The sequence below is a fragment of the Bradyrhizobium acaciae genome, assembly GCF_020889785.1.
Taxonomy (GTDB): domain Bacteria; phylum Pseudomonadota; class Alphaproteobacteria; order Rhizobiales; family Xanthobacteraceae; genus Bradyrhizobium; species Bradyrhizobium acaciae.
Map to the genome: position 1 here is coordinate 1 of NZ_JACMYK010000039.1, position 22483 is coordinate 22483.

The 22483-nt window shown below is 66.1% G+C and carries 19 protein-coding genes and 1 pseudogene; 5 read left to right on the top strand and 15 right to left on the bottom strand.

Annotated features, from left to right (window positions below):
* The 3 genes from H8A92_RS17395 to radC all read right to left on the bottom strand — a co-directional run.
* Window positions 1-883: GAF domain-containing protein (locus H8A92_RS17395; protein ID WP_229196912.1), on the bottom strand; the 883-nt coding region annotated here is incomplete at its 3' end.
* Window positions 884-1101: 218 nt separating this feature from the next.
* A complete protein-coding gene (locus H8A92_RS17400; protein ID WP_229196913.1) occupies window positions 1102-2463 on the bottom strand; it encodes a prenyltransferase in 1362 nt (453 codons plus the stop codon).
* Window positions 2464-2533: 70 nt separating this feature from the next.
* The gene (gene radC / locus H8A92_RS17405; protein WP_229196914.1) at window positions 2534-3247 is read right to left on the bottom strand and encodes a RadC family protein; all 714 of its coding nucleotides are present in this window, start codon (window positions 3245-3247) and stop codon (window positions 2534-2536) included.
* A 124-nt stretch (window positions 3248-3371) separates the two neighbouring features.
* Here radC and H8A92_RS17410 point away from each other — a divergent pair, with 124 nt between their 5' ends.
* Window positions 3372-4091, top strand: a complete 720-nt coding sequence (locus tag H8A92_RS17410; RefSeq protein ID WP_229196915.1) for a DNA-3-methyladenine glycosylase I — start codon at window positions 3372-3374, stop codon at window positions 4089-4091.
* Between the two features lie 236 nt (window positions 4092-4327).
* Here the strand turns inward: H8A92_RS17410 and map are convergent, their stop codons facing one another.
* Window positions 4328-5152, bottom strand: coding sequence for a type I methionyl aminopeptidase (gene map, locus H8A92_RS17415; protein ID WP_163154591.1), 825 nt, complete (start codon window positions 5150-5152; stop codon window positions 4328-4330).
* A 168-nt stretch (window positions 5153-5320) separates the two neighbouring features.
* Complete coding sequence (locus H8A92_RS17420; protein ID WP_229196916.1) at window positions 5321-6637, bottom strand: mechanosensitive ion channel family protein; 1317 nt, start codon at window positions 6635-6637, stop codon at window positions 5321-5323.
* A 429-nt stretch (window positions 6638-7066) separates the two neighbouring features.
* Here H8A92_RS17420 and H8A92_RS17425 point away from each other — a divergent pair, with 429 nt between their 5' ends.
* Window positions 7067-8860: a potassium/proton antiporter gene (locus tag H8A92_RS17425; RefSeq protein WP_229196917.1), complete on the top strand. Its 1794-nt coding sequence runs from the start codon at window positions 7067-7069 to the stop codon at window positions 8858-8860.
* A 9-nt stretch (window positions 8861-8869) separates the two neighbouring features.
* Here H8A92_RS17425 and H8A92_RS17430 read toward each other — a convergent pair whose 3' ends face one another.
* From H8A92_RS17430 to mepA, 6 genes are all read right to left on the bottom strand, one after another.
* Window positions 8870-10114: a hypothetical protein gene (locus H8A92_RS17430; RefSeq protein ID WP_229196918.1), complete on the bottom strand. Its 1245-nt coding sequence runs from the start codon at window positions 10112-10114 to the stop codon at window positions 8870-8872.
* Window positions 10115-10207: 93 nt separating this feature from the next.
* On the bottom strand, window positions 10208-10879 hold the full coding sequence (gene modC, locus H8A92_RS17435; protein ID WP_229196919.1) for a molybdenum ABC transporter ATP-binding protein: 672 nt from the start codon (window positions 10877-10879) through the stop codon (window positions 10208-10210).
* Between the two features lie 2 nt (window positions 10880-10881).
* Window positions 10882-11577, bottom strand: coding sequence for a molybdate ABC transporter permease subunit (gene modB, locus H8A92_RS17440; protein ID WP_229196920.1), 696 nt, complete (start codon window positions 11575-11577; stop codon window positions 10882-10884).
* On the bottom strand, window positions 11577-12377 hold the full coding sequence (modA, locus tag H8A92_RS17445) for a molybdate ABC transporter substrate-binding protein (RefSeq protein WP_233285498.1): 801 nt from the start codon (window positions 12375-12377) through the stop codon (window positions 11577-11579). The genes modB and modA overlap by 1 nt, the downstream gene beginning before the upstream one ends.
* Before the next feature lie 173 nt (window positions 12378-12550).
* A complete protein-coding gene (locus H8A92_RS17450) occupies window positions 12551-13060 on the bottom strand; it encodes a hypothetical protein (RefSeq protein ID WP_229196921.1) in 510 nt (169 codons plus the stop codon).
* A gap of 147 nt (window positions 13061-13207) precedes the next feature.
* Complete coding sequence (gene mepA, locus H8A92_RS17455) at window positions 13208-14158, bottom strand: penicillin-insensitive murein endopeptidase (protein ID WP_229196922.1); 951 nt, start codon at window positions 14156-14158, stop codon at window positions 13208-13210.
* A 195-nt stretch (window positions 14159-14353) separates the two neighbouring features.
* Between mepA and H8A92_RS17460 the strand changes: the two genes are divergently transcribed.
* Together H8A92_RS17460 and H8A92_RS17465 are read left to right on the top strand one after the other, a co-directional pair.
* On the top strand, window positions 14354-14791 hold the full coding sequence (locus H8A92_RS17460; protein WP_229196923.1) for a L,D-transpeptidase: 438 nt from the start codon (window positions 14354-14356) through the stop codon (window positions 14789-14791).
* A gap of 342 nt (window positions 14792-15133) precedes the next feature.
* Window positions 15134-17329: a putative bifunctional diguanylate cyclase/phosphodiesterase gene (locus H8A92_RS17465; RefSeq protein WP_420831333.1), complete on the top strand. Its 2196-nt coding sequence runs from the start codon at window positions 15134-15136 to the stop codon at window positions 17327-17329.
* A 111-nt stretch (window positions 17330-17440) separates the two neighbouring features.
* On the opposite strand, the gene H8A92_RS17470 is transcribed toward H8A92_RS17465, so the two are convergent.
* From H8A92_RS17470 to H8A92_RS17480, 3 genes are read right to left on the bottom strand one after another with little or no spacing between them, the layout of a single operon-like run.
* A complete protein-coding gene (locus H8A92_RS17470) occupies window positions 17441-17899 on the bottom strand; it encodes a DUF1801 domain-containing protein (RefSeq protein ID WP_229196925.1) in 459 nt (152 codons plus the stop codon).
* A gap of 33 nt (window positions 17900-17932) precedes the next feature.
* Window positions 17933-18715: a sulfite exporter TauE/SafE family protein gene (locus H8A92_RS17475; RefSeq protein ID WP_229196926.1), complete on the bottom strand. Its 783-nt coding sequence runs from the start codon at window positions 18713-18715 to the stop codon at window positions 17933-17935.
* Window positions 18716-18726: 11 nt separating this feature from the next.
* Window positions 18727-19332, bottom strand: coding sequence for a TetR/AcrR family transcriptional regulator (locus H8A92_RS17480; RefSeq protein WP_229196927.1), 606 nt, complete (start codon window positions 19330-19332; stop codon window positions 18727-18729).
* Window positions 19333-19447: 115 nt separating this feature from the next.
* On the opposite strand from H8A92_RS17480, the gene H8A92_RS17485 reads away from it, so the two are divergent.
* Entirely contained in the window at window positions 19448-20359 is a 912-nt protein-coding gene (locus tag H8A92_RS17485) for a sterol desaturase family protein (protein WP_229196928.1), read from the top strand.
* A gap of 21 nt (window positions 20360-20380) precedes the next feature.
* Here the strand turns inward: H8A92_RS17485 and H8A92_RS17490 are convergent.
* Window positions 20381-22347, bottom strand: a pseudogene (locus H8A92_RS17490) (methyl-accepting chemotaxis protein).
* Window positions 22348-22483 lie beyond the last annotated feature (136 nt).

Here is a 22483-nt window from a genome sequence, read left to right on the forward strand (position 1 = left end):
GGTGGCCGCGGCCCCATGGCGTGCCGTCGGCCCGGCGCAGCGTGACCGGCTCGTCCGACATGCGCGTGGCGCGATCGTCGAGCTGAATCAGATGCGAAAGGTCGATGCCGTCGTCGATCATCGCATCCGTCAAGCCGAACGCGGCGCGCGCGCTGCGGCAGGCGCCGACCACGCGGCGGTCGTTGTCGTAGGCGAGCATGCCGTGCCCGTCGCCGGGCAGTGTTGCGATCCAGGAAGCACGATAGCGGCGGCGGAAGAACGAATGCTCGATCCGCCGCGTCGCCTCCGTGGTGACGGCCAGCGCCAGTTCATGCGCGCTGCGGCCGAGATCGCTGCGGCAGGAGGAGATGTTGACGGCACCGGCGAGCCGGCCGGCATGGTCGAACAGCGGCGAGACCGCGCAGGTGAACATGTGCCACTGCTCGCGGAAATGCTCGTCGCCATGCACGATGATCGGCCGCTGCTCGGCGAGCGCGGTGCCGAGCCCGTTGGTGCCCTCAAAGGTCTCGGCGAAGTTCGAGCCGGTGTAAATCTTCCACTCCAGGAACATCCGCGCGTAGTCGCCCCCGGGCAGCCGGCTCACCAGCATGGTGGCGTTGGGATCGGCGAGGTTGACGCAATAACCGCTGTCGTGGAGCACGCGGGCAAGATCTTCGATCTCCGGGATCGCGACCTGGATCAGATCCTCCATCGGCTCGGCGATGTGCCGGACCTCGGCTTCGGTCAGGGTCTGCGGCGGCCCGCGCCGGGCCGGATCGAGGTTGTGATTGACCACGCAGCGCCGCCACGACGCGGCAATCCGCGCCTCGGTGTCGACGCCGGCCATTTGATGGGCCGCCGATAAGACACGGGCGACGTGATTTGAGGCCGAAAGATTGGCCATCCAGAGGTCTCCACCCCTAATTTTCCGCGAAGTCTGGCAGGGCGACGGCGAATGTCAATTGGCCGACGCGGTCGCGGGGGGAGGGGGCCTTGGGAGGGATCGAGTGGTCGGCGGCCGTGGTTTCGCCGTCGTTCCCCGACGCGCAATTGCGCATCGGGGAATAACGAGGAGAGAATTTGGCACGGTCAGCAACCATCCTCGGCTGAGCAGGAGTGTCCCTAGTTGTTCGTCAGGAGAGCGAACCGGCGTCTATCGATCTGCTCGCGCGCCGGCTGTCCCGCGGCTAGGCAAAGATCGGGTGCATAGAGCTGGCAGGCTCCCCGCCTCTCAACGGCCTTGTCGATCAGATCCAGAAGCCGCGCAGGCGCGAGGTCGGGTGGCGCGGCAATGCGGCCGGTGACGACGTGCTTCTCCATCGTCTCGTGGTCGGCGTGATCGATATCGGGGTTGCGCCAGCAATTGGCGCACATGATCTTGAAGCTCTCCGAGTGCGAATAGATGACGGCATCCCCGTCCAGCTCCTCGCTCAGGTCGGCCAGTTGCCGTGCCGTCTCCTGCGTGCCCGCGAAATCGAAGAACTGGTAGTTCCGACGCAGCAGCGTCGCCAGATGAGGGAAGACCGGGATCTGCTCGTCACCGTAGGTGTGATGCGTGATCGGGGCGCCGTCCATGAGGATGACATCGCCATAGTCGACGCCGAGATCGCCGTATAGCACGCTACGGACAATGCCGTGGCATGGAGACAACCGTTCGATCCACACCGTCTCCTCCTCGCCCGGGTCGTCACGGTCTGCCGTCCGCTCAGCGAGCGGCCGTGCGGCAAGCCTCACCTTGCAGGCGGGATATCCACCCTCCGGCAACCCAAAGCGTCCAGGCTCGATCTTCTGCGCCATGCGCTTCCACACGCCCAAGGCGGTCTCTGCATCCAGAGCGCCCGTGGCGCAGATGCCGAGGTTCCATTCGGTGCTGTCGGCAACCTCCTGCGACAGGTTTGCGGCGGCCCGGTTTGCCGCAACGCCTTCTGCGAATCTGCCGCGCGTCTTGTAGAAGAGCCCCAGATTGTAATGATGTGCGCTCTTTTGCGGATCGATTTCGATCAGCCTCCGAAGACTGTCCTCGGCGATCGCATCGCTCTGGCGCGCCATCATTCGCGCCGCCGTGGCGAGCCCGCGCAGGATCTGCTCCTGTTCGGGCCGCCCCTCGCAGCGCCTGGCCAGGCGGTCCAGCCTTGCGACCGTGGTCTGAAATACCGGATGTTCCGGCGGCGGCGCATTCAGATCGTCGATGTCGCGGACGGCTTCGAGGCACAGGCCGAGCCTCGAGAGGATAGCTATGTCATGGTCGTGGGCGTCGGCTATCTCTGCAAGGAGGTCGGCAGCCTCTTCCCTCGCAACGCTTCGCCGGTCGACGATCCACAGCAGTGCCATCGCCGCTTCGGCCTGATGGCGCTGGGCCATCCGCAACGGTTGGATCTTTTGCGATGCCGCCTCGGTGTGGCCCGCCTGTCCCTCTGCAACGGCGTCACGTGCGATCGCACCGATCTCGTCGGAAGAGAGAACCGCGCTCGGGCCGTTCGACATCATCGTCTCCGTGGAGGCGCTTCGGAGTGGGAGGGAATCGGCAGTGGTGGACGAGTCTCAACGCACGAGACTATATCAGCCGCATCCCCTTGAAGCTGGTGTGCCCGTTCTTGCCGACGATGATGTGATCATGCACCGCAATCCCTAGCGGCTTTGCGATGTCGACGATCGCCTTCGTCATCTGGATGTCGGCCTGCGACGGCGTCGGGTCGCCGGAGGGGTGGTTGTGCACCAGGATCAGCGCCGTGGCGGACAATTCCAGCGCGCGCTTGATCACCTCGCGGGGGTAGACCGGGGTGTGATCGACGGTGCCGGTTTGCTGCACCTCGTCGGCGATCAGCTGGTTGCGCTTGTCGAGGAACAGCAGTCGGAACTGTTCCTTGTCGGCGAACGCCATGCCGGTTCGGCAATAGTCGATGACGTCGTTCCAGGACGACAGCGCGATGTTGCGCTTGATCTCGCCTTTGGCGATCCGCCCCGCGGCCGCGGCGAGCAGCTTGATCTGGTTGATCGAGGCATCCTTGACGCCGTCGACCTCGCGCAGTCGCGCCACCGGCGCGTGCACGACCTCGGCGAAGGAGCCGAACTTCTTCAAGAGAGCCTTGGCCAAGGGCTTGGTGTCGCGGCGCGGGATGGCGGCAAACAACGCCATCTCCAGGAGCTCATAGTCGGTCAGCGCGTCCGGCCCCGCAGTGTAGAAGCGCTCGCGCAGCCGTTCGCGATGGCCGTGATAATGCGGCGTCTCGTCGGCATCGTCGCTGTGGGCATCGGGTTTGGCGGGCATCGGCCACAACCATGCCGTGCCTGCCGGGTTTTGCAAGAGGCGACGCAACTTCCCCGTTTGCCACGATGGGACGGGCGAATTACCGTTGGTCGCAACAGTTCGGGAAGAGGAAGGGGAGGGCGGCGTGACATCGTTCAAGGTGATCCGCGCCCGTGCCGAGAAGCGCAAGGGCGGGCCGAAGGCGCTGGAGAAACCGCTGCGGCCCCCGGCGGGGGCAAAGGCGCTGGCAAAGCTCGGCGACGACCGCGTGCTGGCCGAGATGACCAGACGCGTGTTTTGCGCGGGCTTTGCCTGGAGCGTGATCGACGCCAAATGGCCGGGCTTCGAGGACGCCTTCCTCGGCTTTGCGCCCGCGAAGCTCGCCTTCAAGCCCGATGAGTTCTGGGAGAAGCTCACGAGCGACGCCAGGATCGTGCGCAACGGCGCCAAGATCATGTCGGTGCGCGACAATGGCCGCTTCGTGCAGGAGATCGCGCGCGAGCACGGTAGTTTCGGCAAGTTTCTCGCGGCATGGCCGTCGTCGGATGAGGTCGGATTGCTGGAGCTATTGGCGAAACGCGGCAGCCGGCTCGGCGGCAACACCGGGCAGATGCTGCTGCGCTTCCTCGGCTGGGACGGTTTCGTCACCTCGCGCGACGTGGTCGCCTGCCTGCGCGATGCCGGCCTCGATATCGCCGAGGAGGTCAAGTCGAAGCGCGATCTCGCCAAGGTCCAGGCGCAGTTCAACGCCTGGGCGGAGGAGACCGGGCTGTCCTATCTGCATCTGTCGCGGATCTGCGCGATGTCGATCGGCGAGAACCACACGCCCGAGGAGATCATCGAGCGCACGCGGAGTGATTATTGAACGTGCCAAAGCTCGATAAGGTTGGATTGAGTAACGTCCGCGTCGGGACTGCGATCCCTTCCCCGCAAGCGCGAGAGGTGCAGCGAGCCGCTGCTGAGAAGAGTCGATCCGGCGATACCTAAAGCGCGATGCGATCAGGTTGAATCATCATCGCGCTTTAGCTCCTTGTTTGAGCATGATCTTTTCGGAAAACCGCTTCGCACTTTTCCGGATCATGCTCCAGCGCTGAGGCCCGCTTACACCTGCACCCACGGCTTTTCGCCATGGCGCTCCGACAGCGTGAAGATCTCGACGCCGTCGGCGGTGACGCCGACCGAGTGCTCGAACTGCGCCGACAGCGAACGGTCGCGGGTCACCGCGGTCCAGCCGTCGGACAGGATCTTCACATGCGGCTTGCCGAGGTTGATCATCGGCTCGATGGTGAAGAACATGCCGGGCTTCAGCGGCGCGCCTTCGCCGGGGCGGCCGATATGGATGATGTTCGGCTCGTCGTGGAACAGGCGGCCGAGGCCGTGGCCGCAGAAGTCGCGCACCACGCTCAGGCCCTGCGGCTCGACGAAGCTCTGGATGGCGTGGCCGATATCGCCCGTCGTGGCGCCGGGCTTGACCGCCGCAATGCCGCGCATCATCGCCTCATAGGTCACTTCGATCAGCCGCTCGGCCTTTCGCGCGATGGCGCCGATCGCATACATGCGGCTGGAGTCGCCGTACCAGCCGTCGACGATGAAGGTGACGTCGACATTGACGATGTCGCCTTCCTTCAGCGGACGGTCGCCCGGCATGCCGTGGCAGACCACGTGATTGATCGAGGTGCAGGTCGAGTAGCGATAGCCGCGATACATCAGCGTCGCCGGATAGGCGCCGTGGTCGAAGGCGAACTTGCGGACGAACTCGTCGATGACGGAGGTCGGGACGCCCGGCTTGACGATGTCGGTGAGCGCGTCGAGGCATTTCGACACCAGGGCGCCTGCCTTGCGCATGCCGGCAAAGCCGCTCGGACCGTGCAGCTTGATCTGGCCGGTCTTGCGAAGCGAGGTGTCGGTGGCGTCGATATAGCTCATGGGCGGGATGTTTCTGCGGGCAAAGGGCTGATTTCAGGCCCTAATTTAATGATTGGCGCGCTTGGTGCAAGCCAAGCTTGGGCATGGGGACAATGTCCAAACGGTCTGATTTCCGGCCAAAACCGGAACTGCGGCGGCCGCCGGTCCGAAAAAGCTGTGTCGAAAGCGCTAGCTGGAGACCTCGACCACGCTCTCGACCGGCAGCGCGCCGCCGCGGATTCGGAGTTCCCGCACCGGATAGGGCACCTTGATGCCCTGGTGCTTGAAGGCATCCCACAGCGACAGCATGACGTCGCTCTTCACACCGTCCATGCCGTCAGGATCGGCGATCCAGAAGGTCAGCGAGAACTTCATGCCGAGCTCGGCGAATTCGGTCAGGATGCAGTTCGGCGGCTTGCCCTTGAGCGCGCGGGCGTGGGCCGTAGCGGTATCGATCGCGAGCTTGCAGACCAGCCTCGGATCGGCGTCGTAATTGGCGGCGAAAGCGATCTTCACCAGCGTATTCTTGTCGGTGTAGGTCCAGTTGGTGACCTTCTGCGTCACCAGATCCTCGTTCGGGATCAGGAACTCGCGGCCGTCGCCGGCGGCGACCGAGATGTAGCGGGTCTTCATCGCGCTGATGCGGCCCTGGCTGTCGCCGATGGTGACGAGGTCGCCCGGCTTCACCGATTTGTCGACCAGCAGAATGATGCCCGAGATGAAGTTGGCGACGATCTTCTGCAGGCCGAAACCGATGCCGACGCCGACGGCGCCGGACAGCACCGCCAGCGCCGAGAGGTTGATCCCGACCGCGCTCAAGGCAATGGCGACCGCGACCACCATCAGGCCGATGCGGATGATCTTGACCAGCAGCACCTGGATCGACGGTGTCAGGTCGGTCGAGCGGGTGATCTGGCCGTCGATGAAATTGCTGGCGATATTGCTCAGCCACAGCGCCAGGATCAGCACCGCGCCGGCCTTGATCAGCAGCAGCGGCGTCAGCCGCAGACCGCCCATGACGACGGCGAACGAATCCAGCGTGTCGGCGGCCCAGTCGAGCTGGCCGATGATGCTGAGGGCGGCGACCACCCAGGCCGCGATCGAGACCAGCTTGACGATGAAGGCGTTGTCGATCACCGAGGTTACGAGCCGGATCACCAGCCAGGCCAGCGCCAGCTTGGCCGAGACCGCGATCAGATAGCTGCGGCTCGGCCAGGTCGCGTGCCACATCACGATGCGCGAGATCACCATCAGCACCGCGAACACCGCGGTGGAGGCGCTCGTCACCATCACGCGGGCAAAGTGCCGGAGCGGCAGCGGCCAGCGGCTCGCCAGCGTCGACATGTTGACCCGCGCATGAATGGCGGTATCGGCGGCGTAGGCGAGGCCCGCGGCGGCGAGGATGATGCCGAACTGCAGATAGAACCAGGGCGACGCGACCTCGGCCCCGACCGAGCGCGCTGCCAACTGGATCGATTCCAGGACGTCCTTCCAGCTCATGTCCATCGGCAAAATCTCAACTTGAAGCGCGGGTCAGGCAAATGTGATTCGAAGATGCGCGGAGAATCCCACATTGGCGCGCTCGCGACCATCGATACACCACAGTGTCGAGGCCACCTAGTGTTGTGTCCCTGACAGCCCATTCCGTCATTCCGGGGCGCGACGAAGTCGCGAACCTCAGATGCGCAATCGCGCATCGGGGAATCCAGAAGTTGTGGATCGAGATTCCCCGGTGCGCAATTGCGCACCCGAGGTTCTCGCTTCGCGAGCCCCGGAATGACGCTGAGTGGATCACGCGTCAGAGACATTGTGGCTCACGGGACCGGGCACATTGCCGCTCATCTCAGAAATTGGTTGGCGTCCCAGTGTGGCGACGATAAGGATGCAATTGCAAGTATTTGAGACCTCCCAAGTCCTTGAGACCTCCAAAGGCGCATGGCATCCCTCGACTCCGTCAGTATAGCGATCCTGCTCGGTGCGGTGCTGGTGATGGCCGGCATCCTGTCCAGCCTGCTGGCGTTGCGGTTCGGCGCCCCCTTGCTGCTGGTGTTCTTGCTGGTCGGCATGCTGGCGGGCGACGCCGGGCCAGGCCATCTTCAGTTCGACGATGTCCGCACCACCTATCTGGTCGGCTCGGTGGCGCTGGCGCTGATCCTGTTCGACGGCGGATTGAAGACGCGGTTTGCCAGCATCCGCACCGTGCTGGCGCCCTCGATGATGCTGGCGACCGCCGGCGTGCTGTTGACCGCGCTGATCACGGCGCCGGTCGCCCGCTATGTGCTCGATCTCAACTGGACCGAATCGCTGCTGGTCGGCGCCGTCGTGGCCTCGACCGACGCCGCGGCGGTGTTCCTGCTGGTGCATACCCAGGGCCTGCGCCTGCGCCCGCGCGTCGGCGCCACGCTGGAGGCGGAATCCGGCACCAACGATCCGTTCGCGATCTTCCTCACCTTGATGCTGGTCGAGTTCATCTCGATCGGCCAGAGCTCGGCCTCGCACATCGCGCTGGAGTTCATCCAGGAGGCGGTGCTCGGCGGCATCATCGGGGTGATCGGCGGCCGGCTGGTGGTGATCGCGCTGAACTACGTGGCGCTGCCGCAAGGCCTGCACGCGCCGTTCGTCACCACGGCGGCGCTGGTGATCTTCGGCGGCTCGCAGATGGTGCACGCCTCGGGATTCCTCGCGGTCTATCTCGCCGGTATCATCATCGGCAACCGGCCGACCCGCGCGCATAATTCGGTGGTGACGTTCCTCGACGCCGCGACCTGGCTGGCGCAGATCGTGATGTTCGTGCTGCTCGGCCTCCTGGTGTCGCCGCATCGGCTGCTCTCCAGCGCCGGCGGCGCGGTGCTGGTGGCGTTCGCGCTGATGCTGGTGGCGCGGCCGCTGGCGGTGCTGATCTGCCTCGCGCCGTTCAAGTTCAACTGGCGGGAGAAGGTATTCATCGCCTGGACCGGCCTGCGCGGCGCGGTCGCGATCTTCCTCGCCTCGATCCCGATGCTGGTCGGCCTGTCGAAGGCCTATCTCTATTTCGACGTCGCCTTCGTGGTCGTCATCATCTCGCTGCTGTTGCAGGGCTGGACGTTGGCGCCGGCGGCGCGGAAGCTGCATGTCGCGCTGCCGCGCGCCGAACGCGGCCCGCGCCGCGTCGAGCTGGACCTGCCCGGCCAGCTCGAGCAGCAGTTGGTCGGCTACCCGGTGCGGCCGAAGAGCCTGTATTTCCGCCGCGGGCTGATCCCGTCCTGGTCGAAGCCGACGCTGGTGATCCGCGACGAGCGGATCCTGACGCCGGTCGAGGCCGATCCGGTCGCGCCCGGCGACTACATCTATCTGTTGGCGCCGCCCGAGCGCGCCGAGGCACTCGATCGCTTCTTCGTCGACATGGCGCCGTCGAGCGCGCCCGACCCGCATCTGCTCGGCGACTTCATGGTCTCGGCCGAGCATACGCTGGGCGAGCTCGCCGAGATCTACGGCGTCAAGGTCGATGAGCATCAGGCAAAGCTGACGCTCGCGGACTATTTCGACATCAATCTCGACCGTGCGCCGAAGGAAGGCGCTGAGCTCGCGCTCGACGAAATCGTGCTGGTCGCGCGCAGCATCAGCGGCGGCCGCGTCAATGTCGTCGGCCTGCGCCTGCCGGAGGAAGAGGATAAGGTCGTGCCGCAGACGCGGATGCAGGCCGTCCGGCGCAAGCTCTCCGATATCTGGGCGTCGGTCGCCGGCGTCTGAGCCGCGGCTTCACTGCTTGCGCAGGAAGGTCGAATCCGGGGCGAACTTCTTGATCATGTCGGACAGGCCGTCGTCGGCGGGCGGGCCCTTGGACGCAGCGTCGGGCTTCGGCTCGTCCTTGATCTTCTGGCCGGAAATCTCGGCCAGCGCCGCGAGCAGCGTCTCATCAAGATTATCGGCCGCTGTCTTCGCAGGCGGCGTCTTCGCAAGGGGCGCTGTGGCAGGCGGCGTCGGTGGCGGCGAAACGGGCTCCGGCAGGATGGGTGCGACGGTGCGGATCTCGGGCTCGGGCTTCGCCGGCGGCGGCGTCGGCTCCGGCATCTGCGGAGGCTTGGCTAAGTCCGCCCGTCTGGCGGAGGCCTCGCTGACGGCGGCGATCAGCGATGCTTCGAGGTCAGCGGGAGTTTCAGGCGGCATTGGCGGCGGTGCAGCCGGCATCGGCGGTGGAACGGCCGACACCGCTGGCGGTGGCCCGTCCGGCTTCGCGTTCCGGGGTGCGCGACCGAACAGCGGTTCGCGCTGGCTCGCCGGCGACGGCCGGCCATCGGTTGCCTTGCCAGGCTCCTTGTTAGGCTCCCTGGCAGGCTTGAAGAGACCCGCGCGTTCGGCGGCGATCCTGGCGGACGCCTCCTCGACCGTGGCGAGCAGGGACGCTTCCAGTGCATCGGCGGGATTGCTCGGCGGAGTTGCCGGCTTGGCTGGAGGGGCGGCCACCTGCTTTGGCTCCGGCCGGGGCGGCGGTGGCCGCGATCCTTCCGGCGGAGCAGGCGGCGAGACGGGCTGACCGTCCCGGGCACGGGCGATGATGCCCTCGACGATCGCGCCAAGGCGGCTCTTGTCGGGAGCGGCGAGGTAGCTCGCCGCCAGCTCGTCGACATATTGCGGGCCGTAATCGGCCAGCACGCTGGCGAGCCGGGCGAGATCGGGGTCGCTTTCGACCAGCCGGCGCCAAATCTCCCGGTCGTAGGGCTCCCGGTCGTAGGGCGCGTCCGTTTTCTTGTCGGGCCAGGCCACCCGGCGAGGCTGACGCTGGGGCCCTGTATCCTGGCCCGGGTCGAGGGTCGGCGGCTGCAGCCCGGCGCTGAGGCGCGGAGGGGTAAATCCGGAGGTGCCATCCGTCTGGCGGCGCCGTCGCTCGGCGACCTGGAGCGAGATCAGGCCGATGCCCATCAGCAGGAAGCCGAGTGCCGCCCACGAAATCGTGGCGCACAGCAGTCCGCCGATCAGCAGCAATACCCAGCCAGTCAGTCGCACGATCCACCTTTCCTCACGCCCGATCGGTCGTCCCGACGCAGGCCTAGCAGGTAAGATGGGCTATCTTATGCCGACTTTCGGAAAAGCAGCCAGCTATGTGCCTCCCGTCAACACCTTAACACCGCCGAACGCGGTGACCTGGCCGCTGCGCAGCATCACGATCTGGGTGGCGAGCTGGCGCAGCTCGGCCGCGTCGTGGCTGACATAGACCATGGGGACGCCGGCCTCGTCGCGCAGCCGGACCAGATAAGGCAGGATCTCGAGCTTGCGGCTTTCGTCGAGTGCACCGAGCGGCTCGTCCAACAGCAACAGCCGAGGCTTGGACAGCAACGCCCGGCCGAGCGCGACGCGCTGGCGCTCGCCCCCGGAGAGCTTTCCCGGGCGGCGGTCGAGCAGGGCGCCGATGTCGAGCAGGTCGACGACGCGCTTGTGCTGCGCGGGATCCTGAGCGAGGCCGTTCATGCGGCGGCCGTAATCGAGGTTCTGCCTGATATCGAGATGCGGAAACAGCCGCGCGTCCTGGAAGACGTAGCCGATGCGGCGGCGCCAGGTCGGGACGTGGATGCCGGCCGCGGTATCATCCACCGTCTCGCCGTCGATCACGATGGTCCCGCGATCCGGACGCACCAGTCCCGCGATGGTGTTGATCAGCGACGTCTTGCCCGAGCCGGACGCACCGAACAGGCCGGTGACGCGGCCCTCGCTGGTGAACGACGCCGCGAGCGCGAACTCTCCGAGCTGCTTTTGGATGTCGACGCGCAGCATCGTTATTGCCCGTGCAGGCGCGCGGTGGCGCGGCGCGCGAACACCTCGGCCGCGATCAGCGCGCCGACCGCCAGCACGACCGAGATGATCACGAGCCGCGCCGCGGCGATATCGCCGTCGGGTGTCTGGATCAGCGAATAGATCGCCGACGAAATCGTCTGGGTCTCGCCGGGAATGTTGGAGACGAAGGTGATGGTCGCGCCGAATTCGCCGATCGCCTTGGCGAAGCCGAGCACCATGCCGGCCAGCACGCCGGGCAGCGCCAGCGGCAGCGTCACCGTTGCGAATACCCGCCAGGGCGCGGCGCCGAGCGTCTCGGCCGCCTGTTCGAGGCGGCGGTCGACGGCCTCGATCGAGAGCCGGATCGGGCGCACCAGCAGCGGAAACGACATCACGCCGCAAGCGAGTGCGGCGCCGGTCCAGCGGAATGCGAACACGATGCCGAGATGGTCGGCCAGCCAGCCGCCGACCAAGCCGCGCTTGCCGAAGGTCAGCAGCAGCAGATAGCCGGTGACGACAGGCGGCAGCACCAGCGGCAGATGCACGGCGGCATCCAGCAGCGACTTGCCCCAGAAGTCGCGCCGCGCCAGCAGCCAGGCGAGCGCGATCCCGAACGGGGTCGCCACCAGCGTTGCGATGACGGCGACCCGCAGCGACAGCAGGATCGCCGTCCATTCGGTCGGCGAGATCTCGAACATCAGGTCGTCGGGCTGATCAGGAACTTGAAGCCGTACTTCTCGAGGATCGTCTTCGCAGCGGACGAGCGCAGGAAGGCGAGGTAGTCGGTGGTCTCGGGCTTCGCGGTCGTCGTCGCCGCAACCGGATAGATGATCGCCGGATGGGTGTCGGCAGGGAAGGTGCCGACGATCTTGACGCCCGGCTCGACCTTGGCGTCGGTCGAATAGACGATGCCGAGCACGGCTTCGCCGCGTGCCACCAGTGTCAGCGCCGCGCGCACGCTCTCGGCCATCGCGAATTTCGGCTCCGCCGCCTGCCAGGCACCGAGCTTCTCGAGCGCGGCCTTGGCGTATTTGCCGACCGGCACCGCCTTGACGTCGCCGGTTGCGATCTTGCCGTCACCGGTGAGCTTGGCGAGATCGAAGCCCGGTTCGATGTTGACGTTGTCGATCCTGGAATCCTTCGGCGCGATCAGCACGATCGAGTTGCCGAGCAGGTTCACCCGCGTCGGCTCATTGATGTTCTTCTGCTTGATCGCATAGTCCATCCAGTCGGTGTCGGCGGAGACGAACACGTCGGCCGGCGCGCCCTGCTCGATCTGCCTTGCCAATGCCGAGCTCGCGGCATAGCTGGCGCTGATCTTGATGCCGGTCTTGGCGGTATAGGCCGCGTCGATCTCGTCGAGCGCGTTCTTCATCGAGGCCGCGGCGAACACGGTGAGCGCCTTGTCCTCGGCTCGCGCCGGCGAATGAATCGCGCCGAGCAGGATGACGAGGGCGGTGAAAAGTCCGGTAAGCCTTGAAATCGAAAGTCGTGACATGGAAAGCGCTCCGTACGCGTTCGCGCGCGAACGGCACGCGCAAATCAGGCGTTGGTGGGGTCTGGGTGCGACGGACGGAAGCGCTGCTCCGCGGGTCCCCGAAGGACTTACGGTCCTCAGGGATATCGCACTGCAAACATAGCAGGCTGGGACTTACTTGTCTAAAGGCCGTCCTATTGATCGGACGGCTGGATCGCGATCGACAGCGAATTTTCCCTGGCGCCGGTCACCTGCAGCACGAACGGGCTGGCGGCGAGGTCAAATTTCATGGTCTTGCGGATGCCGTCGCAATCGGTCGCGCCGCTGAACGCCTTCGGCTTCAGGAAATGCCCGTCCTGCACCAGGTCGACCCAGGCGCCGGCCGAGAGGCTGACAGTATAGAGGCCGGCCTTCGGTGCGGCCTTGAAGCTGGCGAAGCCGGCGAAGGAGCCGTCCTTCGGCGCGCGCTCCGGCGGCGAGGGCAATTTGGCATCGGCGGGGGCCACCAGCGCCAGCGTGATGGCGGTCGACGGCAATGCGGTCTGCTCGCTGCCCGAGGCGAGCTTGGCGAGATCGGGCGCAGTGAGTGCGGCGCGTGCGCGGTCGATCGACCATTTGAACTTGTCGCAGCCGCTCGGTTCTTCCGCCGCGAATGCGGGAACTGCGACGAGCAGGAGCGATGCGGCGAGGAGCGATTTGCGCATGACTGATCCAATGCAATTGTGACGGATGAAATAGATCAGAGGCCCCGATCCATCGCTCGAACGCGCTTACGGCGCGACGACGCGCGATCATAACGCAGTTCAAGCCGGCCGGCATAGCCGCCTGACAAAGATGTTATTGCATGGATGCTATTGCTTGGCGTCGGGTGCGTTGAGCACCGTCCTGCAGGGGGCCGGCATCTGCGCCAGCGTCATCGGCGGCCGCGGCTTCGGCGGCTTCGCCGGAGGCTTCGGATGCAGCACCGAATCCTTGAACCAGAACGCGAGATCGGACGGCTTGCAGCCTTCGCCCTCCGCTTGCTGCTTCTGTCCCTCGCATGCCGGGCTGCCGGACGGACAACGCATCCGGATGTGGAAGTGATAGTCGTGGCCCCACCACGGCCGGATCTTCGACAACCAGCCGCGGTCGCCCTTGGCCTCGCGGCACAGCGCCTTCTTGATCGCCGGATTGACGAAGATGCGCTGCACCGCCGGCTCCCGCGCCGCGTCGCGGATCACCAGCACATGGCTGGGCGTGAAGACGCGCGGATCGACATCGAGCCGGTCGTCGCGCACCATCATCACCGCCGACATCTCCTCGCGATCCTCATGCGACAATTTGCGATCGGGCATCGGCGTCAGCCAGATGTCGGCGTCGAGCCCGATCTGGTGGCTGGCATGACCTGACAGCGCGGGGCCGCCGCGCGGCTGGCCGATATCGCCGACCAGGATGCCGGGCCAGCCGGCGTCCTTGTGCGCGTTCGCGGCAAGCCGCTTCAACAGCGCGATCATGGCGGGGTGACCCCAGTAGCGGTTGCGCGACAGGCGCATCACCTGCCAGGTGGCGCCGTCGAACGGCATCTGCGCGGCGCCGGCGAGACAGCCCTTGGTGTAGCCGCCGATCGATTGCGTCGGCATCGCCGCCGGCAACACCTTGCGCGCGAACAGTTGCTTCGCCCCGATTGTTGGATCGTTAGGGTTGGCGAGCGGCGGCAATGGTTGCGGATTGAGCGAGCCCTTGTCCTGCGCCCGCGCGGAGATGGTGCAGGCGGCGAGGACGGAGATCATCAGGAGCGGGATCAGACGCAGGCGGGATGTCATTCGGATCACTCTGTCTGCGCAAGGCTAGCATGGATTCGGAGCGGGCGGACCGCGGCTTCATCCCATTCGCTTGATCGCCCACAGGGCGGATCGAGATGACCCGCGGTTTCCGGGCTGCCATGTGATCCACGCCACTTTACAGGCGCGCGTTGCAGGCGACATCATGCGCGCAATAATTTCAGGGTAGGCATTATTATGACGAGCGTATGTTGCGTACGGTTGGCGTTTGCCGCCGCGATCGCGGCGTCGACATTGGCGCTGTCTCCGGCGCGAGCCGACATCGTGGTTCACATCGATAAATCATCCCAGCGCATGGCGGTCAGCGTCGACGGCGCGAGACGCTACAATTGGCCGGTGTCGACCGGCCGGCGCGGCTATGGCACGCCGAGTGGAGTGTTCCGCCCGCAGATGCTGGCGCGCCGCTGGTATTCGAAGAAGTACTACAACTCGCCGATGCCCTACGCGATCTTCTTCCATGGCGGCTTTGCCATCCATGGCACCTATGAACTCACCCGTCTTGGCGGCCCGGCCTCGCATGGTTGCGTGCGGCTCAATCCCTCGCACGCAGCACAGCTCTATGGGCTGGTCGAGCGCAATGGCCGCGGCGGCACGCGGATCGAGATCACCAATTAGCTGCAAGACGAGGCGAGCCGGTCGCGCCTTAACCCCGCGATAACCCTGTCACACGCTGGCCAACATTGATGCGCTGGAAGTGCTTTCGGCGCGTCCAATGTGCAGTCGCGCGCCGATTTACCCTTCCTTCACCACGCTCCGGCGCTCCCATGCTGCAAATCTGCGCTGTGGGGCCGCCTGCGGATGGCAGGCCACCGGTGTTCGGCGTGGACGCGCCTGCAAAGCAGGCATGCCGGGATGTCTCAAACAGCGCAGCTATTCGCCAAGAGATACCAATTTTTCAGACACTTATCGCAGATATATCGCCGAACTGGAATGCGCGTGGGGCGTGCGATACCGATGATGCGGCCAAAGAAGATCAAGAAACCGAAGCAGGCCAAACTGTCCCATCCTCGGGGCCGGCGGCCCAAGCCGATGCCGAAAGTATCCAGCCGGTCGCGCCGCCCCGGCGTCGAGATCGGCGAACTGGTGCGCCAGCGCGCGCAGGCCGAGGCCGCGATCGCCGAGGCCCGCAAGTCGAATGCGCGGCTGCGTGAGGCGATCGACATTCTCCCGCAAGGCATCGTGTTCCTGGATCCCGAGGGCCGTTACACCCTCTGGAACAGGAAATACTCGGAAATCTACAAGCGCAGCTCCGATCTGTTCGAGCACGGTGCGCGCCTGGAAGACACCATCCGCATCGGCGTCGCGCGCGGCGATTATCCCGAGGCCGCCGGGCGCGAGGAGCAATGGATCGCCGAGCGGCTCCAGAAGATGTACCAGCCGGGCGAGCGGCACGAGCAGGTGCTGGCCGACGGCCGCGTGGTGCTGATCGAGGAGCGGCTGACCTCGGATGGCGGCATCGTCGGCCTGCGCGTCGACATCACCGAGCTGAAGCAGCGCGAGGCGTCGTTCCGTTTGCTGTTCGACGGCAATCCGGTGCCGATGATCCTGTGCGCGCTCGACGGCGAGCGCATCCTCGCGGTCAACGACGCCGCGATCGCGCATTATGGCTACGTCCGTGCCGAATTCGAGCGGATGACGATCAGGAGCCTGCAGGCGTTCGATGCCGAGCTGCCGTGGGCGGCCGGCCGCACCAGCGACGAGCAGGCGGCGCGGACCTGGAAGCATGTGCGCGCGGACGGCACGCTGATCGACCTTGCGATCTATTCGCGCCAGTTGATGCATGGCGACCAGCCGGCGATGCTGCTCGCGCTGATGGACATCACCGAGCGCAAGCGCGCCGAGGCGCGGCTCGCCTTCATGGCCCAGCACGACAGCCTGACCGGGCTGCCGAACCGCAACCTGCTGCGCCAGCAGATGGACGAGATGCTGCAGCACACCCGCCGCTCGACCGACAAGGTCGCGGTGCTGATGCTCGGGCTCGATAATTTCAAGGCGGTCAACGACACGCTCGGTCACGGCATCGGCGACAAATTGCTGCGCGCCGTCGCCAAGCGCCTGCGCTCGACGCTGCGCGATGACGACGCGCTGGCCCGCCTCAACTCCGATGAATTCACCATCGTGCAGGGCGGCGTGATGCGGCCCGAGGACGCCGTGCTGCTGGCGCGGCGGATCCTGGATGCGATCGGTGAGCCCTATCTGCTCGAGGGACATTCGGTGGTGATCGGCGCCAGCATCGGGATCGCGATGTCGCCCGGCGACGGCGAGGATTCGGAAAAGCTCTTGAAGAGCGCCGACATGGCGTTGTCGCGCGCCAAGAGCGAGTTCCGCGGCACCTTCTCCTTCTTCGAGGCGGAGATGGACGCGCGCGCGCAGAGCCGCCGCAAGATCGAGATCGATCTGCGCGATGCGATCCAGAACGAAGGCCTGCGGCCCTATTACCAGCCGCTGGTCGATCTTGCGACCGGCCGCATCACCGGCCTCGAGGCGCTGGTGCGCTGGCCGCATCCGGAGCGCGGCATGATCTCGCCGGGCGAGTTCATTCCGGTTGCCGAGGAGACCGGCCTGATCAATCCGCTGGGCAGCTTGATGCTGCGCCGTGCCTGCATGGACGCGGCGCAATGGCCTGACGACGTGCGCGTCGCGGTCAATCTGTCGCCGCTGCAGTTCCGCACCGGCAATCTGCTGGCGCTGGTCACCGACGCGCTGCGGCAATCCGGCCTGCCGGCGCGGCGGCTCGAGCTCGAAATCACCGAGACGCTGCTGCTCGAGAAGAGCAGCCAGGTGCTGGCGACGCTGCATGCGCTGCGCGCGCTCGGGGTGCGGATGTCGATGGACGATTTCGGCACCGGCTATTCGAGCCTCAGTTACCTGCGCAGCTTCCCGTTCGACAAGATCAAGATAGACCAGTCCTTCGTGCGCGACCTCGATGCGAACCCGGACGCGCAGGCGATCGTGCGTTCGATCGTCAGCCTCGGCATGGGGCTTGGCGTCACCATCACCGCCGAGGGCGTCGAGACTGAAGCCGAGCTGAGCTGCCTGCGCGCCGAAGGCTGCCACGAGGGCCAGGGTTTCCTGTTCAGCCGCGCCCGCCCGAACGCCGAGGTCATCAGCCTGCTGAAGGCACAGCGCGTCGCGACGGCGCTGGTGGCGTAGCGGAACTGCTTCTCACTCCCGTCATTGGGAGCGCAGCGAAGCAATCCATCTGTCCTCATAGGCGGCGAGATGGATTGCTTCGTCGCTTCGCTCCTCGCAATGACGGTGGGGTTACGCGCTGCTGCTCGTCGTCCGCTTGTTCAGGTGATAGGTCAGCGCCAGCCCAATGCAATGGCGCAACGCGGGCTCCGGCAGCTTGCCGGCGACATCGAGCAGGATCGCGCGATTGCCGCTGTAGCTGAGCTCGGGATAGAGCTCGCGAAAGGTCTCGACCAGATTGGTCTGGCAATGGAAGTAGACCGCGACCTGATCGGTGGCCGGCTTCACCTGGTCGATCCGGACCGTGCTGCCGCTCCCGGTCTCCGGTGTGAGGTAGCTCGGCTGGCTCCATTTCAGCGTCTCCTCCAGCCCGCCGACGCCCTTCGTCGTCTTCGCGGTCTCGAAGATCAAACGCCGCAGCGCCAGCAGCTTCGCCTTGACGGGGGCAGGGTACGCATCGAACAGCGCTTCCGCCGATTTTGCCGACGGTCGTCGTGTCGCCTTGCTGGTCGATGTTGTCGGCTTGCGCATGGCGGGCTCCGCGAGGAGGACTGTCGCGCCTGTCTACCACACTGCCTTGAAGGTCATATAGACCGCCATCAGCGACACGAAGAAGATCATCGCGCCGCGCAGCCGCGCGCGGTCGATGCAGTTGGCGGCGCGGGCGCCGAGGTCGGTGCCGGCGAGCAGGCCGGCGATCACGCCAGCCAGCACCGGCCAGGATGCGAGCGAACCCTCGCTCCAATAGATCCAGGCCGATGGGATCGTGGTCGGGATCAACGACATCACGAGGCTCGCCATCTGCGCCTGGTGCTGCGGTACCCCGAGCACGGCGCTTAATCCCACCACTGTTGCCAGCCCGCCGCCGATGCCGAGAAAGCCTGACGACAGGCCTGCCAGCAGCCCGACAATGAGCAGCGCCGGCCAGGATATGTCGCGCACGGCGCCGTCAGTCTCATGCACTTTCTTGTCGTGTCCGCCGCGCAGGATCAGCATCGCGTCGAGCGCGACGAGATAGGCCACATAGGTCCAGCGCAGTGTTGGCTCGGTGACATGATTGGCGGCGAGCGCGCCCGCCGCGCCGCCGGCGACGAAGCCAATCGTGAGCAGAACGATCCAGCGCAGCGGCGTGCGGTTGCCGCTCTGCCAATAGCGCCGGATTCCGGTGAGGCTGGTCGGCGGCACCTGCGCGACCAGCGAGATGCCCTGCGCGACGTGCTGGCCGGCGGGGAGCAGCAGCACCGAGAACACGACCAGTCCGCCGCCGGGGCTGACGCCGAGCAGTCCCGCGGTCAGGCCGCCGGCGAGACCGGTGACGATGCCAAGCAAGAGGTCGTGGATGATCATCGCGTCCCCCCTCAGCGCTTGGCGGCAAGGCCGGCGAGGAAGATATCGAAGGCCTGCATGGCCTCCGCCGTCGAGACCGTCTCGCCCCACAGCCGTTGCAGCACGATGCCCTGGAACATCGCGACCATCGCCCGCGCTGCGCCCCGCGGCTGCACGCTGCGATCGATCGCGCCGCTCTTCTGGCCGCGCCGCAGCAGGTCCACGATCAGGGCGATCGGCTGGCGGATGCCGCTCGTCACCTGGTCGCGGACCACGTCGTCGCGCAGCGCTTCCGCCCAGAGCTGCAACGCGACGCGGCGGGCGCGCAGGCCCTCTTCCTTCTGCAGGTCGCCGAGAAAGGCGCGGGCGATCGACCGCAGGTTCTGCACGACGTCATCCGACGGGCCCTTGACCGCAAGCAGCGCGCTGTCGCGGCCGTGGCGGCTTTCTCCCATCGCCTGGATCAGGTCCTCCTTGTTCTTGAAATGCCCGTAGATGCAGCCGGCGCTGAGCCCGGACTGCTTGATCACGTCCTGGATCGTAGTCTGGTGAAACCCCTGGCGCGCAAAGCAGATCTCCGCGGCCTGCAGGATCTCGTCGCGGCGGATCGCCAGGGTTTCGGGCTTCACCTTCGGCATTGTCGGTCCTTGTTGGTCGTCGGGCGGAAATCCGGCGATGGGAGCCGTCTTGACGATCGTCTGTCGTCAGTATAAAGAACGAATATTCGTTTTGTAAAGCGAGGGGAGCATCGGCATGATCGGTTTTGCGAAGCTTTTGTGGCACCCGGGGGCAGGCGAGATCGTCAATGTCGAGCTGCCGTCGATCGGTGCGCGCATCGCGTTCCTGCTGGCATCTTTCGCGATCGTGCTGCTGTTCGAGGCTGCGTTTCCGCTGTTCGGCTACGCGCGCGCTGAGCGGATGCGCAATATCGGCCGCAACGCCGCCATCACCGTGATCTTCCTCGGCGTGAACCTGCTGCTCAGTCCGCTGTCGCCGTTGGCCGTGCAATGGACGCTCGACGCGAAATTCGGCCTGTCGCATTGGCTCGGCCTGTCACCCTTGAGCCAGCTGCTGCTCGGCATCATCGGGCTCGACCTGTTCACCTATTTCGCCCACGTCTCGATGCACAAACTCGGCTGGATGTGGCGCTTCCACCGCATGCATCATGCCGACCGCTTCGTCGACGTCACCACCGCCTTCCGCGAGCACCCCGGGGAGACGCTGTGGCGGATCGGCTGGCATATCGCCGCTGTGCTGGTGTTCGGAACGCCGGCCTGGGTGCTTGTGACTTACCTGACATTGTCGGCGCTGAATGCGCAATTCGAGCACGCCAACATCCGCCTGCCGGAACGGCTCGACCGCTGGCTGCGGCTCCTCTCCGTGACGCCGAACATGCACAAGATGCATCACTCCCGTCACCAGCCGGAGACCGACAGCAACTACTCCAACCTGCTCTCGATCTGGGACCGGCTCGGCGGCACCTATAATCACGGTCCGCGCTTCGCGGAGCTGCGCTATGGCCTCGACGGTTTTGATGACGCCGAGAAGCAGTCGCTGTCAGGGTTGCTCAGAATGCCGTTCATGGCGAGTTGGGGGCGATCCGGGGCAGGGCCGGACGACAAGGCCGATCGCTCGGCGCCGCCGCCCGTGCTGCCCTGGCCGTGACTTGAGCCCGAGCGCCGCCGCTTAGGCCGCGTTGCGCAGTCCCGCAAGGAACGTGTCCACGCTGTGCGACAATGCGGAGGCGTGATCGCCGAGCTGGCCGGAGGTATCCAGCACATTGCCGGTGAGGGCGCGGGACTGGCCGGCGGCCTCGCTCGCGCCGGCGATATTGGCGGAGACTTCGCCGGTCCCGGAGGACGCCTGCTGCACGCTGCGGGCAATCTCCCGCGTCGCCGAATCCTGCTGCTCGACGGCGGCCGCGATTGCGGTGGCGATCGCCGAGATCTCGCGGATGGTGCCGCTGATGTCGCCGATGGCGCTGACGCAATTGCCGGTGGCGGACTGGATCGCGCCGACCTGGCCGGCGATCTCCTCGGTCGCCTTCGCGGTCTGGCTCGCCAGGTCCTTCACCTCGGCGGCGACCACGGCAAAGCCGCGGCCGGCATCGCCGGCGCGCGCCGCTTCGATAGTGGCGTTGAGCGCCAGCAGGTTGGTCTGGCTGGCGATTGCGCTGATCAGGCGCAGCACGTCGCCGATCTTCTCGGCTGACGCGGCAAGGCTCGTCACCATCTCGGTGGTTTCCATCGCCTTGGCCACGGCGCCGTCGGCGACGCGGCTGGAATGGGTGACCTGGCGGCCGATCTCGGTGATCGAGGACGCCAGCTCTTCGGTTGCGGCGGCGACTGCGTTGACGCTGGCCGACGCTTCCTCCGACGCGGCGGCGCGGCCGAGGTCCGTTCCGAGGTGCCGTTGACGCTGGTCGCGATCTCGTTGGCGACGCGCTGCATCGCGCCCGACGACTGCGCGACGGCGGCGACCATGCCCTTGACGTCGGCTTCGAAACGGTCGGCCATCTGCCGCTGCAGCGCCTGCTTGTCGGCCGCCGCCTTCACCTTGTCGGCCTCCTGCGCGTCGCGCAGCGAGGCGGCTTCGATCATGCCGCGGCGGAACACGTCGACCGCCTTCGCCATGGTGCCGAGTTCGTCGCGGCGCTTGCTGCCGGGAATTGTGACGCTGGTGTCGCCGCTGGACAGGCGGTTCATCACGGCGGTGATCGCGGTGAGCGGCCGCGACAGGCCGCGGCCGAGCAGGAACGCGAGCAGCACGGCTGCGGCCAGGATCGCGACCACGCCGAGGATCAGATTGCGCTGCGCACTCGCGGCAGCGGCCGCATAATCGCTGGTGTCCTTGATGATCTCGAGCACGGCGACCGGCTCGCCGGCATAGTTCTTGATCTGGCCGAGATAGAGTTCGACCGCATGGCCGTCGAGCGTCGCGTCCCGCAATACCGCTGTCCCGTTCATCACGCTCTTGAGCTCGTCGGGGGTCGCGACGGCGGTGTCGCCGAAGGTGGACGACAGCCGCTTGAAGCTCTGGCCGTCGAAGGAATGCACGGCAAGATCGATGCCGAAGCGCTTCTTGGCGCGATCGACGAATTCCTTGCCGAAGGCGACGCCGATGTCGACATTGGCCAGCGTCTTGCCGTCGTGCATCACCGGGGTCATGCCGAAGATCGAAAGCGCTTCGCGGCCGGGCTCGACGCCGACGATCGGCTTGCCGGCCTTGATCGACTCCACCACCGTCGTGCGCCGCGTGGAAGCGTCGTCGCCGAAGGTTTTCGGCGCGTGGACCCGGTAGAAGCTCGTCGCCGGGGCCTGCCAGAACGAGATCAGCGGGATGCCCTGCGCCTTGATCGACGCCCAGGGGGCGGCGAGCAGCTTCCCGAGGCCGTCGCGGTCACCCTTGGCGATCGCGTCCTCGACCGGCGGCAGGGCGGCGATGACGGCCGAGACCGCAAGCGCGGTGCGGCCCTCGTAGTCGATCGCTGCAATCACGCTGTCATATTGCAGCTTGAGCTGCTGATCGAGCGCGAGCCGGGTCAGCGCACGTTGCTGGCTGATCGAGAAGCCGCCGAGGATGGCGCAGGCGACTGCAACGGTCAGTGAAATCGCCAGAATCAGGCGAGCGGCAATCGATCGAAGCGTGAACATGGGACCGTCGGAACTCCAGGCATTAGCGCCAGCCGCAAAGTCTCAGAAAAAGCTTAACAACCGGATGTTGCGCCGCAGGAATTCGTGCCGTGACCAGAGTCGCGGGTGCCTACTTTCGTACCATGCAGCCAGCGCT